Origin of the sequence: Streptomyces sp. BK239 (assembly GCF_004217285.1) — a bacterium.
Lineage (GTDB): Bacteria > Actinomycetota > Actinomycetes > Streptomycetales > Streptomycetaceae > Streptomyces.
This window is the reverse complement of sequence record NZ_SHKS01000003.1, coordinates 521,768-536,234: the sequence shown is the minus strand read 5'-3', so window position 1 is coordinate 536,234 and position 14,467 is coordinate 521,768. Positions and strand designations below refer to the sequence as shown.

General features: G+C 69.0%; 15 protein-coding genes. 6 read left to right on the top strand and 9 right to left on the bottom strand.

What is annotated here, in order from left to right; genetic code table 11:
* Positions 1 to 27: 27 nt before the first annotated feature.
* The 6 genes from murJ to trxA all read left to right on the top strand — a co-directional run bounded on the left by murJ (position 28) and on the right by trxA (position 7,307).
* Positions 28 to 2,313 carry a murein biosynthesis integral membrane protein MurJ gene (gene murJ / locus EV567_RS12425; protein ID WP_130439164.1) on the top strand — a complete coding sequence of 762 codons (2,286 nt, stop codon included), beginning with the start codon at positions 28 to 30 and terminating at the stop codon, positions 2,311 to 2,313.
* Positions 2,314 to 2,451: 138 nt separating this feature from the next.
* Positions 2,452 to 4,170: a protein kinase family protein gene (locus tag EV567_RS12420; RefSeq protein ID WP_130439162.1), complete on the top strand. Its 1,719-nt coding sequence runs from the start codon at positions 2,452 to 2,454 to the stop codon at positions 4,168 to 4,170.
* A gap of 26 nt (positions 4,171 to 4,196) precedes the next feature.
* Positions 4,197 to 4,922, top strand: a complete 726-nt coding sequence (sigM, locus tag EV567_RS12415; RefSeq protein ID WP_130439160.1) for an RNA polymerase sigma factor SigM — start codon at positions 4,197 to 4,199, stop codon at positions 4,920 to 4,922.
* On the top strand, positions 4,919 to 5,794 hold the full coding sequence (locus EV567_RS12410; protein ID WP_130439158.1) for an anti-sigma factor: 876 nt from the start codon (positions 4,919 to 4,921) through the stop codon (positions 5,792 to 5,794). Before sigM ends, EV567_RS12410 begins: the two co-directional genes overlap by 4 nt.
* Before the next feature lie 167 nt (positions 5,795 to 5,961).
* A complete protein-coding gene (gene trxB / locus EV567_RS12405) occupies positions 5,962 to 6,933 on the top strand; it encodes a thioredoxin-disulfide reductase (RefSeq protein ID WP_130439156.1) in 972 nt (323 codons plus the stop codon).
* A gap of 44 nt (positions 6,934 to 6,977) precedes the next feature.
* Positions 6,978 to 7,307 carry a thioredoxin gene (trxA, locus tag EV567_RS12400; RefSeq protein ID WP_130439154.1) on the top strand — a complete coding sequence of 110 codons (330 nt, stop codon included), beginning with the start codon at positions 6,978 to 6,980 and terminating at the stop codon, positions 7,305 to 7,307.
* A gap of 114 nt (positions 7,308 to 7,421) precedes the next feature.
* Here trxA and EV567_RS12395 read toward each other — a convergent pair whose 3' ends face one another.
* The 9 genes from EV567_RS12395 to rpmH form a co-directional block, all read right to left on the bottom strand.
* Complete coding sequence (locus tag EV567_RS12395; RefSeq protein WP_130439152.1) at positions 7,422 to 8,039, bottom strand: GNAT family N-acetyltransferase; 618 nt, start codon at positions 8,037 to 8,039, stop codon at positions 7,422 to 7,424.
* 319 nt (positions 8,040 to 8,358) lie between these two features.
* Positions 8,359 to 9,456 carry a ParB/RepB/Spo0J family partition protein gene (locus EV567_RS12390; RefSeq protein WP_130439150.1) on the bottom strand — a complete coding sequence of 366 codons (1,098 nt, stop codon included), beginning with the start codon at positions 9,454 to 9,456 and terminating at the stop codon, positions 8,359 to 8,361.
* A complete protein-coding gene (locus EV567_RS12385) occupies positions 9,453 to 10,526 on the bottom strand; it encodes a ParA family protein (protein WP_130439584.1) in 1,074 nt (357 codons plus the stop codon). The genes EV567_RS12390 and EV567_RS12385 overlap by 4 nt, the downstream gene beginning before the upstream one ends.
* 265 nt (positions 10,527 to 10,791) lie before the next feature.
* Positions 10,792 to 11,508: a 16S rRNA (guanine(527)-N(7))-methyltransferase RsmG gene (gene rsmG, locus EV567_RS12380; RefSeq protein WP_130439148.1), complete on the bottom strand. Its 717-nt coding sequence runs from the start codon at positions 11,506 to 11,508 to the stop codon at positions 10,792 to 10,794.
* Between the two features lie 119 nt (positions 11,509 to 11,627).
* A complete protein-coding gene (locus tag EV567_RS12375) occupies positions 11,628 to 12,140 on the bottom strand; it encodes a R3H domain-containing nucleic acid-binding protein (protein ID WP_130439146.1) in 513 nt (170 codons plus the stop codon).
* Positions 12,141 to 12,155: 15 nt separating this feature from the next.
* On the bottom strand, positions 12,156 to 13,421 hold the full coding sequence (gene yidC, locus EV567_RS12370; protein WP_130439144.1) for a membrane protein insertase YidC: 1,266 nt from the start codon (positions 13,419 to 13,421) through the stop codon (positions 12,156 to 12,158).
* A gap of 3 nt (positions 13,422 to 13,424) precedes the next feature.
* Positions 13,425 to 13,778 carry a membrane protein insertion efficiency factor YidD gene (yidD, locus tag EV567_RS12365; RefSeq protein ID WP_130439142.1) on the bottom strand — a complete coding sequence of 118 codons (354 nt, stop codon included), beginning with the start codon at positions 13,776 to 13,778 and terminating at the stop codon, positions 13,425 to 13,427.
* Positions 13,775 to 14,146, bottom strand: a complete 372-nt coding sequence (rnpA, locus tag EV567_RS12360; RefSeq protein ID WP_130439140.1) for a ribonuclease P protein component — start codon at positions 14,144 to 14,146, stop codon at positions 13,775 to 13,777. Before rnpA ends, yidD begins: the two co-directional genes overlap by 4 nt.
* Before the next feature lie 21 nt (positions 14,147 to 14,167).
* Positions 14,168 to 14,305, bottom strand: coding sequence for a 50S ribosomal protein L34 (gene rpmH / locus EV567_RS12355; RefSeq protein WP_003956500.1), 138 nt, complete (start codon positions 14,303 to 14,305; stop codon positions 14,168 to 14,170).
* Positions 14,306 to 14,467: the final 162 nt, after the last annotated feature.

Here is a 14,467-nt window from a genome sequence, read left to right as displayed (position 1 = left end):
GGCCCGGGACGATGAGGTGGGGTAACCATGAACGCGCCGTACGACGGTGACCGCGGCCAGGCCGCGGGCAGCTCGGGTCACCCCGAGGGCCCGCCGCCCGAGCACGGCCAGGTGCCGCCGCAGCACCCCGCGGACATGTACCTTCAGGACGCCTTCGACCAGGACCCGTACCGCTCCCAGGACCTCAGCGCGCAGGATCCGGTGGCCGAGGCGCTCTACGACCGCGCCGCCCACCCCCCGCCGCCGCCCGGCGCCCACGAGCCGCAGCAGCCGTTGTACGGGCAGCCGCAGCAGTCCCCGTACGCACCCGACCCCCGCGTGTGGGCCCAGACGCCGGCTCCCGAACCCGCGAGTGCCACCCAGTACCTGCCGTACGGTGACGACCCCCGCACCACGCAGTTCGTGGGAGTGGACGACCTGGTCACCCACTCCGGCGAGGAAAGGCACGAACCCGACGCGTTCGCGCATCTCTTCCGCGACCAGCAGCAGAGCGGCGCCCGCCCGTTCACGGACTCTCCGGCGGTCCCCGGGCCGGCAGCGGCTCCGGGCGGCTCCGGACCGGCGACTCCTCCCGCGCCGGCAGCGGCGGAACCGTCGCTCGCGGTCGAGGAGACCATGAACCTCACCGCCACCCCCGCCGCGGCCCCGCCGCCCGCCCCGGCCGCCCCGGCCGGAAAGAAGGGCGGCCGCGCCGCGGGACTGCTGAAGTCCAGCGCGGTGATGGCGGCGGGCACGATGGTCTCGCGCCTCACCGGGTTCATCCGGTCGGCGATGATCGTGTCGGCGCTCGGCCTCGGCCTGTTGGGCGAATCGTTCCAGGTGGCCTACCAGCTGCCGACGATGATCTACATCCTGACCGTCGGTGGCGGGCTCAACTCTGTGTTCGTGCCCCAGCTCGTCCGCGCCATGAAGGAGGACGACGACGGCGGAGAGGCGTACGCCAACCGTCTGCTGACCCTGGTCATGGTGGCGCTGGCCGCCCTGACCGCGCTCGCCATGTTCGCCGCGCCTCTGCTCGTCAGCGCGCTGTCGACCCCGTTGGCCTCCAACCCCGAGGCCAACGCGACCGCGGTCACCTTCACCCGTTACTTCCTGCCGTCCATCTTCTTCATGGGCATCCACGTGGTGATGGGCCAGATCCTCAACGCCCGCGGCCGGTTCGGCGCGATGATGTGGACTCCGGTCCTGAACAACATCGTCATCATCGTGACGCTCGGCGCGTTTCTCTGGGTCTACGGCAGCGCGGCCGACTCCCGGATGCAGGTCGAGACCATCCCCGCAGAGGGCGTGCGGCTGCTGGGTGTCGGCGTCCTCCTCGGACTCGTCGTGCAGGCTCTCGCGATGATCCCGTACCTGCGGGAGACCGGCTTCCGGATCAGGCTGCGGTTCGACTGGAGGGGGCACGGCCTGGGCAAGGCCGCCATGCTCGCCAAGTGGACGATCCTCTTCGTGCTGGCCAACCAGGCCGGGGCACTCGTCGTCACCCAGCTCGCCACCGCCTCCGTCACCGAGACCAAGATCGACGGCACCGGTTTCAGCGCCTACGCCAACGCTCAGCTGATCTGGGGCCTCCCGCAGGCCATCATCACCGTCTCGCTGATGGCCGCCCTGCTGCCCCGCATCTCGCGCTCTGCGGCTGAGGACGACGCGGGCGCCGTCCGGGACGACATCTCCCAGGGCCTGCGCACCACCGCCGTCGCGATCGTGCCCATCGCCTTCGGCTTCATCGCCCTCGGCATCCCGATGTGCACCCTGATCTTCGGCTCCTCCGGGACCGGCGCGGCCACCAACATGGGCTACATGCTCATGGCCTTCGGCATCGGCCTGATCCCGTACTCCGTGCAGTACGTCGTCCTGCGCGCGTTCTATGCGTATGAAGACACCCGCACCCCCTTCTACAACACGGTCATCGTCGCCGCGGTGAACGCGGGCGCCTCGGCGGTCTGCTTCCTGGTGCTGCCCGCCCGCTGGGCGGTGGTCGGCATGGCCGCCTCTTACGGCCTCGCCTACGTCACCGGCGTCGGCGTCGCCTGGCGCCGACTGCGCAAGCGGCTGGGCGGCGACCTGGACGGCGGACGCGTGCTGCGGACGTACACCAGGCTCAGCCTGGCCTCCGTTCCGGCGGCGCTGCTCAGCGGAGCAGCCTGCTATGGGATCATCCAGACGCTCGGCAAGGGCGTCCTCGGCTCCCTCGCCTCGCTGCTGGCCGGCGGGGCCGTCCTGCTCGTCGTCTTCTTCGTCGCGGCCCGACGCATGCGCATCGAGGAGCTCAACTCCCTCGTCGGCATGGTGCGCGGACGCCTTGGGCGCTGAGGCCGGGGGTAGGCGCACAACCATCGTCCGCCGCCGCGTGTCGTGCATAGCGTCGGACTGTGGGCACAATTGGGTTCGGCGTCTGACGGCGCGCACGAGGTCGCACGGCGCGCAATGAATGGGGAGGCAGGAACGACGGTGGCGGAACGGACTACGGCTGCCGTCGACGTGGCAGACAACAGCGGTGACGAGCCGCTGACCGCGCAGGCGGACCAGTCCACGGCCGACGGGGTGGCCAAGAACCGGGAGCGGGACACGGACAGGGACGAGGCACAGGAAAGCGACGGGGCGGAGCGTCCCGAGGAGGCCTCACCGCTGGAGCTGCACAGCGGCCACAAACTCGCCAGACGCTACCGTCTCGAGGACTGCGTCACCCGCCTGGACGGGTTCAGCAGCTGGCGCGCGGTCGACGAGAAGCTCCGGCGTGCCGTCGGCGTGCACGTCCTGCCCGCGAACCACACCCGGGCCCGTTCCGTGCTGGCGGCGGCTCGCTCCTCCGCGCTGCTCGGCGATCCCCGCTTCGTCCAGGTGCTGGACGCGGTGGAGGAGAACGCCCTCGTCTACGTCGTCCACGAGTGGCTGCCCGACGCCGTCGAGCTGACCACGCTCCTCGCCTCCGGGCCGCTGGAGCCGCACGACGCCTACCAGATGGTCAGCCAGATCTCCTCCGCCATGGCCGCCGCGCACCGCGAGGGCCTGGCCCATCTGCGGCTGAACCCCAACGCCGTGCTGCGCACCTCCACGGGCCAGTGGCGTATCCGGGGTCTCGCCGTGAACGCCGCGCTGCGGGGCGTCTCCTCCGACAGTCCTCAGCGCACCGACACCGAGGCGATCGGCGCTCTGCTGTACGCGGCGCTCACCCAGCGCTGGCCCTACGAGGACGACGCCTTCGGCCTGTCCGGGCTGCCCAAGGACGTCGGGCTCATCGCCCCCGACCAGGTGCGGGCCGGCGTCCACCGGGGTCTGTCGGAGCTCGCGATGCGTGCCTTCGCCAACGACGGCGCGACCGCGTCCCGGCACGAGGCGGCGTGCACCACGCCGGAGGAGCTGGTGAAGGCGATCGGCGAGATGCCCCGCATCCGCCCGCCGGAGCCCTCGTTCACCGCGCCGCCGGACTACCAGCGCACGACGTACCAGCAGGGGGCCTACGGTCGCCCCGCGCCGCACCCGGGCGCCACCCAGGCTGTGACCGCACTGCCGCCCCCGCTCCAGAGCCGCACCGGAAGGGCCCTGAAGTGGGCGGTCTCCGCTCTGCTCATCGCGGCCCTGGGTCTCGGCAGCTGGCAGCTCGCGGACGCGCTGATGGACCATGACAACAAGTCCGAGGACACCGACCAGACGCAGACGACGGACGGCGGCGACAAGGGCACTCCCGCGCCGAAGCCCGTCCGGACGCTCGACATCAAGGACGCCGCCGAGTACTACCCGGACGGCAAGCCCCAGCACGCCGAGGACGCGAAGCTCACCTACGACGGCGACAGCTCCACTTACTGGCGTACGTACTCCTACACCGGAGGTCCGGTGCTGGCGCCCTTCAAGGAAGGCGTGGGCCTCGTGTACGACCTCGGGTCGAAGCAGAGCGTGTCCGCCGCTGACATAGGGCTCTACTACGGCGGTGACCGGACCTCGGCCTCGCTGTACGCGGCCGACTCTCTGTCGTCTTCGGCGTCGCTCGGCTCCATGAAGAAGATCGCCGACGCGACGACCTCGGGCGAAAAACTGAAGATCTCCGCCAAAACGCCGGTGCAGACGCGGTACGTTCTGGTCTGGATCACCGCGGTGCCCAAGTCGGGCCCGGACGAATTCAGTCAGGCCGGCTACAAGCAGGCCATCACGGATGTGAAGTTCACAGGCTGAGGTCTCATGGAGGGGGAGGTGGTCCGATGGGGGAAGCCGCCGGGTTCGACGGCGTCAGCGATCAAGACCTCCTCGCCCGCCATGTGAAGGGCGACCCCGACGCCTTCGCTGAGATCGTGCGACGGCACCGGGACCGGCTGTGGGCAGTGGCCCTGCGGACGCTCGGCGACCGGGAAGAGGCCGCTGACGCGGTCCAGGACGCCCTTGTCTCCGCCTACCGGGCCGCTCACACGTTCCGCGGCCAGTCGGCCGTCACGACCTGGCTGCACCGCATCACCGTGAACGCCTGTCTGGACCGGGCCCGCAAGGCGGCCTCCCGCAAGACCTCTCCGGTCGACGACACCGAGCGCCTGGAGCAGTTGCTGGAGCCCCACGAGTCGGCCTCCGCCCCCGCCGAGCGCAACGATCTGCACCGCCAGCTCCTCGAAGCCCTCGGCACCCTTCCGCCCGACCAGCGCGCCGCCCTCGTCCTGGTGGACATGCAGGGCTACCCCGTCGCCGAAGCCGCCCGCGTGCTCGACGTGCCGACCGGCACGGTGAAGAGCCGGTGCGCCCGCGGCAGAGCCAGGCTGTTGCCGCTCCTCACTCACCTGCGGCCCGAGAGATCCGGGCGCGACAGAGAAACGGAGGCGGGACGGAACCGGGCGCAGGGGACATCCGTCCCACCGGCAGCGGACACTCGCGGCGAGGGTCCGGACAGCGCCGGGAACGGCGATTCAGCTGCTGTGAAGGGCGGAGGTGGGCGAACGTGACATCGACGGACACGGCCGGGCACCCGGATGTCGCGGAGATCTCCGACCTCGCCGAGGGTCTGCTGTCCCCCTCCCGCAGCGCCGATCTCCGCCGCCATCTGGACGCGTGCGAACTCTGCGCGGAGGTCGAGGCGTCGCTCGACGAGATCCGCGGTCTGCTGGGAACGCTGCCCGCACCTCCGGCCATGCCGGACGATGTGGCCCACCGCATCGAGGCCGCGCTCGCCGGGGAGACGTCGCTGAACGCCGGACGCCAGTCGGAGCCGGACACGACCACTCTCCACGAAGGCGTCACGCGAGTTTCACGTGAAACATCGCCCTCCCGGCCCGCCGGGCACGCCAGCTCCACCGGCACCGGCCCGGGCCGCAAAGAACGCAAGCGGGCCGGGCGCCGTAAGGCAGTCCTACTCGGCGCCGCCCTCGCCGCAGCCGTGGGACTCGGCGCGATCCTGGTCCCGGCCCTCACGGGGACCGAGGGGCCGGGCAGCGCGCCACAAGAACAGAGGACAACCGCCGCGGACACCTTCTCCGCGAGCAAGCTGGAGCAGCAGGTGACGAATCTCCTCGCCGGCTCCCAGGGCTCGCGGACTCCGCACAGCATGGGCGTCCAGGACGAGCCCGGCGTCAACAGCCCTCGGGTTTTCCACCAGCCCACGGTCCCTGCATGCGTACAGCAGGGCATCGGCCGGAGCGACTCCGCCCTCGCCCTTGAGGAAGGCACTTACCAGGGGAAAGAGGCTCTGCTCGTGGTACTGCCGGACGCCTCGGACGGCACCCGGGTCACCGCCTACCTCATGGATGCGACCTGCCGGAAGGACCCGTCGGTCGGCGCGGCCAAGATCCTCTTGAAGGACTCCTACACACGGCCCTGACCGATCAGGCTTTGTCCGCGTCATGCGTGGTATCCCCTACCGTGTCGGCCCTCCGTGTGCCCGGCCACACCGGGAATGCACGCCCCTTAGGATCCGTTGGGTGGGGTGAGAGTTCAGAGAGGCTCCCACCGCTCGACCGACGCAGTCCAGAGACGAGGAATCAAGCCGTGAGCGACGTCCGTAACGTGATCATCATCGGCTCCGGGCCCGCCGGCTACACGGCGGCCCTGTACACCGCGCGCGCGTCGCTGAAGCCGCTGGTGTTCGAGGGTGCCGTCACAGCGGGCGGCGCGCTGATGAACACCACCGAGGTGGAGAACTTCCCCGGCTTCCAGGACGGCATCATGGGCCCCGAGCTCATGGACAACATGCGTGCCCAGTCCGAGCGGTTCGGTGCCGAGCTGATCCCCGACGACATCGTCTCCGTCGACCTCTCCGGAGAGATCAAGACCGTCACGGACACCTCGGGCACTATCCACCGGGCCAAGGCCGTCATCGTGGCCACCGGCTCGCAGCACCGCAAGCTGGGCCTGCCCAACGAGGACGCGCTCTCGGGCCGCGGTGTCTCGTGGTGCGCCACCTGTGACGGCTTCTTCTTCAAGGACCAGGACATCGCCGTGATCGGCGGCGGCGACACCGCGATGGAGGAGGCCACCTTCCTCTCCCGCTTCGCCAAGTCCGTGACGATCGTCCACCGCCGGGACACCCTGCGCGCCTCCAAGGCGATGCAGGAGCGCGCCTTCGCCGACCCGAAGATCAAGTTCGTCTGGGACAGTGAGGTCGCGGAGATCCAGGGCGACCCGAAGCTGGCCGGCCTGAAGCTGCGCAACCTCAAGACCGGCGAGCTCTCCGACCTGCCGGTCACCGGCCTGTTCATCGCGATCGGCCACGACCCGCGCACCGAGCTCTTCAAGGGCCAGCTCGACCTGGACGAAGAGGGTTACCTGAAGGTCGCCGCGCCCTCCACCCGCACGAACGTGACCGGTGTCTTCGCCGCCGGTGACGTGGTCGACCACACCTACCGCCAGGCGATCACCGCGGCCGGCACCGGCTGTTCCGCCGCTCTGGACGCCGAGCGCTTCCTCGCAGCCCTTACGGACGAGGAGCAGGCCGAGCCCGAGAAGACCGCCGCCGTCTGACCTCCCCACCGCCCCACCGCACACATCAGTTAAAGGAGCCCGCCGTGGCCGACCTCAAGAACGTGACCGACGACACCTTCGAGCAGGACGTCCTCAAGAGCGACAAGCCTGTCCTGGTGGACTTCTGGGCCGCCTGGTGTGGTCCGTGCCGCCAGATTGCTCCGTCCCTCGAGGCGATCGCCGCCGAGTACGGCGACAAGATCCAGGTCGTCAAGCTCAACATCGACGAGAACCCCGGTACGGCTGCCAAGTACGGCGTGATGTCCATCCCGACGCTGAACGTCTACCAGAACGGCGAGGTCGCCAAGACCATCGTCGGCGCCAAGCCGAAGGCCGCGATCGTCCGCGACCTCGAGGACTTCATCGCCGAGTGAACGACAGGCCGTCACACAGACGGCTGATGTTTCACGTGAAACAAGCGAGTGGGCCGACCCCGAAGGGTCGGCCCACTCGCTTGTTCCCCATCGACGGTTCGGCCGCTGAGCCGCTCACAGCGGTCTCAGCGCCGGCTCCTTCTGCACCGCCCCCAACAGCCGGTCGAGAGCCATCTCCACGTCTTCCTTCCAGGAGAGCGTCGTACGCAGTTCCAGTCTGAGCCGAGGATGGGCGGGATGGGAGCGGACCGTCTTGAATCCGACCGCGAGCAGATGGTCGGCCGGCAGCAGACAGCCGGGCTCCTTCCAGCGGGCGTCCCCGAATGCCTCGATCGCCTTGAAGCCCCGCCGCAGGAGATCCTTGGCGACCGTCTGCACCATCACCCGGCCCAGTCCTTGGCCCTGGTAACCCGGAACGATGAACGCGGTCATCAGCTGCACGGCGTCGGGTGAGACGGGGCTCGTGGGAAACGCGGTGGAGCGGGGGACGTAAGCGGGCGGTGCGTAGAGCACGAAGCCCACCGGGACCTCGTCGACGTAGACGACCCGGCCGCAGGATCCCCAGTCCAGTAGGACAGCCGAGATCCAGGCCTCCTTCTCCCGGGCGGCTGTGCCCGCCCCTATCGCGGCTTCACCGGTGACAGGGTCGAGTTCCCAGAAGACGCACGAGCGGCAGCGCTGGGGGAGGTCCTGAAGATTGTCCAGCGTGAGCGGTACGAGCCGACGCCCCATGAAGGCTGTTCCTCGCTTCCTTCGCTCGCGGCATCGCGAGCGGCTGTGAGTGCACTCCGTTCTCTGAGCAGGCTGCCGAAGAAGCCTCCGACCGCGCCCAGGCCCAGTCCCGCGCCCACCAGTCCGGTCCGGCTCATCGTTCGCATGGCCTCCGCCTCCCCCTCAGAGGTGCTGCCCGGTGAATGCGCCAACCCTCACGCATCGTATCCACGATGCGGTGGCCTCGGTACGGCGTGAAAGCAAAGAGCGGGCCGTGTCCGTCAGGTATCGGACACGGCCCGCTCTTCTCAGGAGCGCCGCCGGCTGTGGCAGCGAAAGCTCAGCCTTCCGAGCCCTCGGGCTCGCTCTCCAGGAGGCTCTTCTGAAGGGCCAGCCTCTCGCCCGGAGCGAGAGTGTTGAGGATCCGCTCAAGGTCCTCCGGCGAGGCGAACTCGACGGTGATCTTGCCCTTCTTCTGCCCCAGCTCCACCTTCACCCTTGTCTCGAAGCGGTCCGAGAGCCGGGTCGCCAACTCGCTGAGCGCCGGGGCGACGCGCCCGCCCGCCCTCGGCCCCTTAGGACGCTGAGCCCTCTGCGGCCGAGCACCCATCAGGGTCACGATCTCCTCGACGGCCCGCACGGACAGCCCCTCGGCCACGATGCGGTGTGCCAGCCGGTCCTGCTCCTCCGAGTCCTCCACGGAGAGCAGCGCCCTGGCATGGCCCGCGGAGAGCACGCCGGCAGCCACACGCTTCTGGACCGCGGACGACAGCTTCAGCAGGCGCAGCGTGTTGGAGACCTGCGGCCGGGAGCGGCCGATGCGGTCAGCCAGCTGGTCGTGCGTGCAGTTGAAGTCCTTCAGCAACTGGTCGTAGGCGGCCGCCTCTTCCAACGGGTTGAGCTGAGCCCGGTGGAGGTTCTCCAGGAGGGCGTCCAGAAGGAGCTTCTCGTCGTCCGTGGCGCGCACGATCGCCGGGATGGCCTCGAGCCCCGCTTCACGGCAGGCACGCCAGCGGCGCTCGCCCATGATGAGTTCATAGCGGCGCGGTCCGAGCTGCCGTACGACGACGGGCTGGAGGAGACCGACTTCCTTGATGGAGGTGACCAGCTCCTGGAGCTCGTCGCCATCGAAGACCACGCGCGGCTGGCGCGGGTTCGGCGTGATGTCGTCCAGCGGAATCTCAGCGAAGTGAGCGCCCAGCGGAGGCGCGGGGGGCGCCACGGGGCTGCTTGCCAGCGACTCCTCTGTTTCACGTGAAACAGGGAGCGTCGCCACCTTCGCCGCAGCCACTCCACGGTCGGTCGTCAGAACCGGGACGGCCGCGGGGGAGGTGTGGCCCCCGCTTCCCAGGGCTCCGGACGCCGTCGACTTCTCTGTAGGAGCCGCAGGGATCAGTGCGCCTAGCCCACGCCCCAGCCCCCTCCGCTTTTCACTCACTGGATCCCCTCCACCATGCTCGGGTTGTTCTGGGCGCCGATATGAGCATGGGTGGCGTCATAGCTGACCTCAATGCCCTTCAGCGCGATCTCTCGGGCCGCCTCAAGATAGGAGAGGGCACCGCTCGATCCAGGATCGTAAGTCAGCACCGTCTGCCCGTAGCTCGGCGCCTCGGAGATGCGGACCGAGCGGGGAATGCTCGTCCTCAGCACCTCGTCGCCGAAGTGGGTGCGCACCTCTTCCGCGACCTGCGACGCGAGACGCGTCCGGCCGTCGTACATGGTGAGCAGGATGGTCGACACATGCAGAGCGGGGTTGAGGTGCCCCCGCACCAGGTCGACGTTGCGAAGCAGCTGGCCCAGTCCCTCCAGTGCGTAGTACTCGCACTGGATCGGAATGAGAACCTCCTGGCCGGCGACGAGCGCGTTGACCGTCAGCAGGCCGAGTGAGGGCGGGCAGTCGATGAGGATGTAGTCCAGAGGCTGCTCGTAGGCCTGGATCGCTCGCTGCAGCCGGCTTTCTCGCGCCACCAGGGACACCAGCTCGATCTCCGCACCGGCGAGATCGATCGTGGCGGGAGCGCAGAAGAGTCCCTCGACGTCGGGGACGGGCTGAACGACCTCCGCCAGCGGGCGGCTCTCGACCAACACGTCGTAGATGGACGGGACCTCGGCGTGGTGGTCGATTCCGAGCGCGGTGGAGGCGTTGCCCTGCGGGTCGAGGTCGACCACCAGGACGCGACCGCCGTGCAGGGCAAGGGAGGCGGCAAGGTTGACGGTCGTCGTCGTCTTGCCGACGCCGCCCTTCTGGTTGGCGACCACGATGACGCGGGTCTGCTCGGGACGTGGAAGCCCTTCCCCAGCTCGTCCCAGAGCCTCTACCGCCAGTTGGGCGGCGCGACCGATCGGAGTGTCGTCCATCGGGGGCGGGGTTTCACGTGAAACATCCTCCCTCATCGACTCGGTTCGGGGACCGGGGACCGGATCGGTCATCGGTCCCGCGATGTTGGCGTCGGACCGCAAGGATTCACTCTCCTCGACTTCAGGCTCGCAGTGAACAGAGCCTCCCATGCCTTCGGGGTCGTGAACCAGTGAGGCCTGGGGTTCTGTGGAGAAATCCACCTTTGTGGACAACTCCGTTCCCCTGTCGAGTGAGCCGAGAGGCTTTCGGTCGCGGGGTTCGGCCGCAGCGCGGCCCCGGCTGATGATGCCCTGCAACAGTGAGCGACGTTTCACGTGAAACACGATGCACAGCGCCCGGCACCGAACTGCCGCGACACTCCGTCACACGGAGGCGCGGCAGCTTGTGTGGAGTACGCCTTGCGTCCTGCCCGAGTCAGCGACGGCGGCGCGTGCGCCCTGTGCGGGCTGCCTTGGCCCGCTTGGCGGCGAACCGCACACCGCCCGGGCTCTCCCCGACCTCGACCCGCACCACCGTGGAGAGCGGATCGACCACGCCTTCGCCGACATGGTGGATCGATGTGCCGACCGCGCCCAGTTTGCTCAGCGCGGTGGCAGCGCTCTTCAGCTCCTCCTCGGCCGTGTCGCCCTTGAGGGCGAGCATCTCCCCGTAGGGGCGCAGCAAGGGAATGCCCCAGGTGGCCAGACGGTCCAGTGGCGCCACCGCACGGGCGGTCACGACATGCACCGGAGGCATCTTGCCCATGAGCTCCTCGGCGCGGCCGCGCACGACGGTCACATGGTCCAGGCCCAGCAGTTCGACGGCTTCGGTGAGGAAGGTCGTCCGCCGCAGCAGCGGCTCCAGCAGGGTGATCTTCAGGTCCTCGCGGGCGAGGGCCAGCGGGATGCCGGGCAGGCCCGCGCCGGAGCCGACGTCGCACACGGTCACCCCCTCGGGGACGACTTCAGAGAGCACGGCGCAGTTCAGCAGGTGCCGTTCCCACAGCCGGGGCACCTCGCGTGGGCCGATGAGCCCACGCCGCACACCTGCCTCGGCCAGCAGCTCGGCGTACCGGACCGCATCCGTGAAGCGATCACCGAATACCGCTCGTGCCTGCTCGGGCGCAGGGGGGAGCTCCGCTGCCTCCGTCACGGGGACCGTCCTTCCGTACCGCACCGGCGCGCTCAGCGCCGACCACCAGAACTACCAGGGCTGACAAAGACCGGCCCCGCCTGAGCGACAGACGGGGCCGGTGAAAACGGGTGTACCGATCAGTTGGGGAGTACGACGACGAAGCGCTGCGGCTCCTCGCCCTCGGACTCGCTGCGCAGGCCGGCCGCCTTGACCGCGTCATGGACGACCTTGCGCTCGAAGGGGGTCATCGGCCTGAGCTTCACCGGCTCGCCGCTGTTCTTCGCGTCGGTCGCGGCCTTGGCGCCAAGCTCTGAGAGCTCGGTGCGCTTGGTGGCGCGGTAGCCGGCGATGTCCAGCATCAGCCGGCTGCGGTCGCCGGTCTCCCGGTGCACGGCCAGGCGCGTCAGCTCCTGCAGTGCTTCCAGCACCTCGCCGTCACGGCCGACCAGCTTCTGCAGTTCGCGGCCGCCCGCATCGCTGATGATCGACACCGAGGCGCGGTCGGCTTCGACGTCCATGTCGATGTCGCCGTCGAGATCGGCGATGTCCAGCAGACCCTCGAGGTAGTCCGCCGCGATCTCGCCCTCCTGCTCCAGGCGGGTGAGGGTGTCTGCACCCTCGGCGGCGGCGGAGGTGGTGCCTTCCGTCACGGGATGGGCTCCTTCTTACTTCTTGGAGGGGGACTTGGGGCGCTGCGGACCGCCCTTGCGCTGGCCGGACTGAGCCTTGCTGCGGCCGGCGGAGCCGGGCTTGGGCTTGGCGGGGCCGGTGGTTTCGGCGTCCTGCGGCTCGTCGGACTTGGTCAGCGAGGTGGTGGTCTCGCCGGCCGCCTTCGGGCCTGTGGTCTGGCGCTGGGACTTGGTCTGGCGCTTGGGCTGCTGACGACGGGCGGCCGCCGCGCTGGTGGGCGTGCCGTCCTCGGTGAGGGTGGCGGTCTGGGCTTCGCCCTTCACCACGGTGCCGTCGGCCTGGGCCACGAGGCCCACCTTGCTCAGACCGTTGATGAACTTGCGCTCGTACTCGTTGCGGTCGCGGCCCTTGGCGACGATGGCCTTGACGATCGTCTTCTCGCTGCGGCGGCGCGTCTTGCCGTGGTGCGTGACGGACTTGTACAGACGCTCCAGGTACGCGGCCTGGGCCTTGGAACCCGGGGTCGGGTTGTTGTGGATGACGTACATCTGCTGGCCCATGGTCCACACGTTGGTGGTCAGCCAGTAGACGAGGACACCGACCGGGAAGTTGATGCCGAAGACGGCGAACATGACGGGGAAGACGTACATCAGCATCTTCTGCTGCTGCATGAACGGGGTCTTCACCGTGGTGTCGACGTTCTTCGTCATCAGCTGGCGCTGGGTGAAGAACTGCGAGGCCGACATCAGCACGATCATGAACGCGGTGACGATGCGCACGCTGGTCGGCGAGGCGTCGAGCGCGGCGAGGTCCGAGGAGCTGTCGGTGAACTTGGCGGCCAGCGGCGCGCCGAGGATGTGCGCCTTCTGCGCGCTCTCCAGCAGGCTCTGGTTGATCACGCCGATGGTCTCGCCGTTGGCGATGCCGTTGAGCACGTGGTAGAGGGCGAAGAAGAACGGGGACTGCGCCAGGATGGGAAGGCACGAGGAGAGCGGGTTGGTGCCCGTCTCCTTGTACAGCTTCATCATCTCTTCGGACTGGCGCTGCTTGTCGTTCTTGTAGCGCTCCTGGATCTTCTTCATCTCGGGCTGCAGCGTCTGCATGGCCCGCGTCGCCTTGATCTGCTTCACGAAGAGCGGGATCAGGCAGATTCGGATCAGGATCACCAGGGACACGATGGACAGACCCCAGGCCCATCCGGTGTCAGGGCCGAAGACGGCGCCGTACACCGTGTGGAACTGGACGATGACCCAGGAGACAGGTGTCGTGATGAAGCTGAAGAGGCTGGCAATCGTGTCCACTAATCATGCTCCTTGGGCATGGGACGAGGTCTCTGCGGCCGGACTCGAAGGATGACTCTCTTCGGTGGCCGTTGAGGCGGCGGAGGTCCCGCCCCTGCGTGCACGCCAGGCGTCGCGCAGCATTTCGTGCCACCGCGGACGCTTCCGCGGCGGGACATGGTCCACACCCCCCAGCGACCACGGGTTGCACCGCAGGATGCGCCAGGCGGTGAGCGCCGTTCCCTTGATCGCACCGTGCCGGTCGATGGCCGTGTAGCCGTAGTGGGAGCACGAGGGGTAGTACTTGCACACCGGCCCGAGCAGCGGACTGATCGTCCACTGGTACAGCTTGATCAGGGCCAGCAGCGGGTACTTCATCGCGCGCCCCCTCCCAGTAGCCGCTGTAGGGCGGCATCGAGGTCTTGGGCCAGCTGTGCGTGGTCGGCGTCGCCCGCGCCGGGCAGCGCCCGTACGACTACCAGGCTACCGGGGGGCAGAAGGGCGACTCGATCGCGCATCAGATGACGCAGTCTGCGCTTCACGGCGTTGCGTACGACCGCCCCGCCCACAGCCTTGCTCACGACGAAACCCGCACGCGTCGGGGGAGCGCTCTCCCCAGGCGCGTGCGGGTCCGTGGCACCGCTTCGAAAGTGGACGACGAGAGTCGGGCGTCCGGCCCGACGGCCTCGGCGTACTGCGGTCGCGAAGTCCTCGCGCCGCCTCAGCCGGTTCTCGGTGGGCAGCACGACGGCATGACCTGACCGGGATCAGGCGGACAGACGGGCGCGACCCTTGCTGCGGCGGGACGCGAGGATCGCGCGGCCGGCACGGGTACGCATACGCAGCCGGAAGCCGTGGGTCTTCGCGCGACGACGGTTGTTCGGCTGGAAGGTGCGCTTGCTCACTCGGGGGCTCCAGAAATCGCTCGGTAGTGGCGGGGTGCCGTCCTGGCTGTCACCGTGCGCCCACGAGTAGCTCCCGTTAACGCCCGAGTGCACCGCTTCCCGATCACCTGACGCGATCTGTGCCCATCGGAGGCAGGCGGCAGCAGCCATCGACAACTCGAC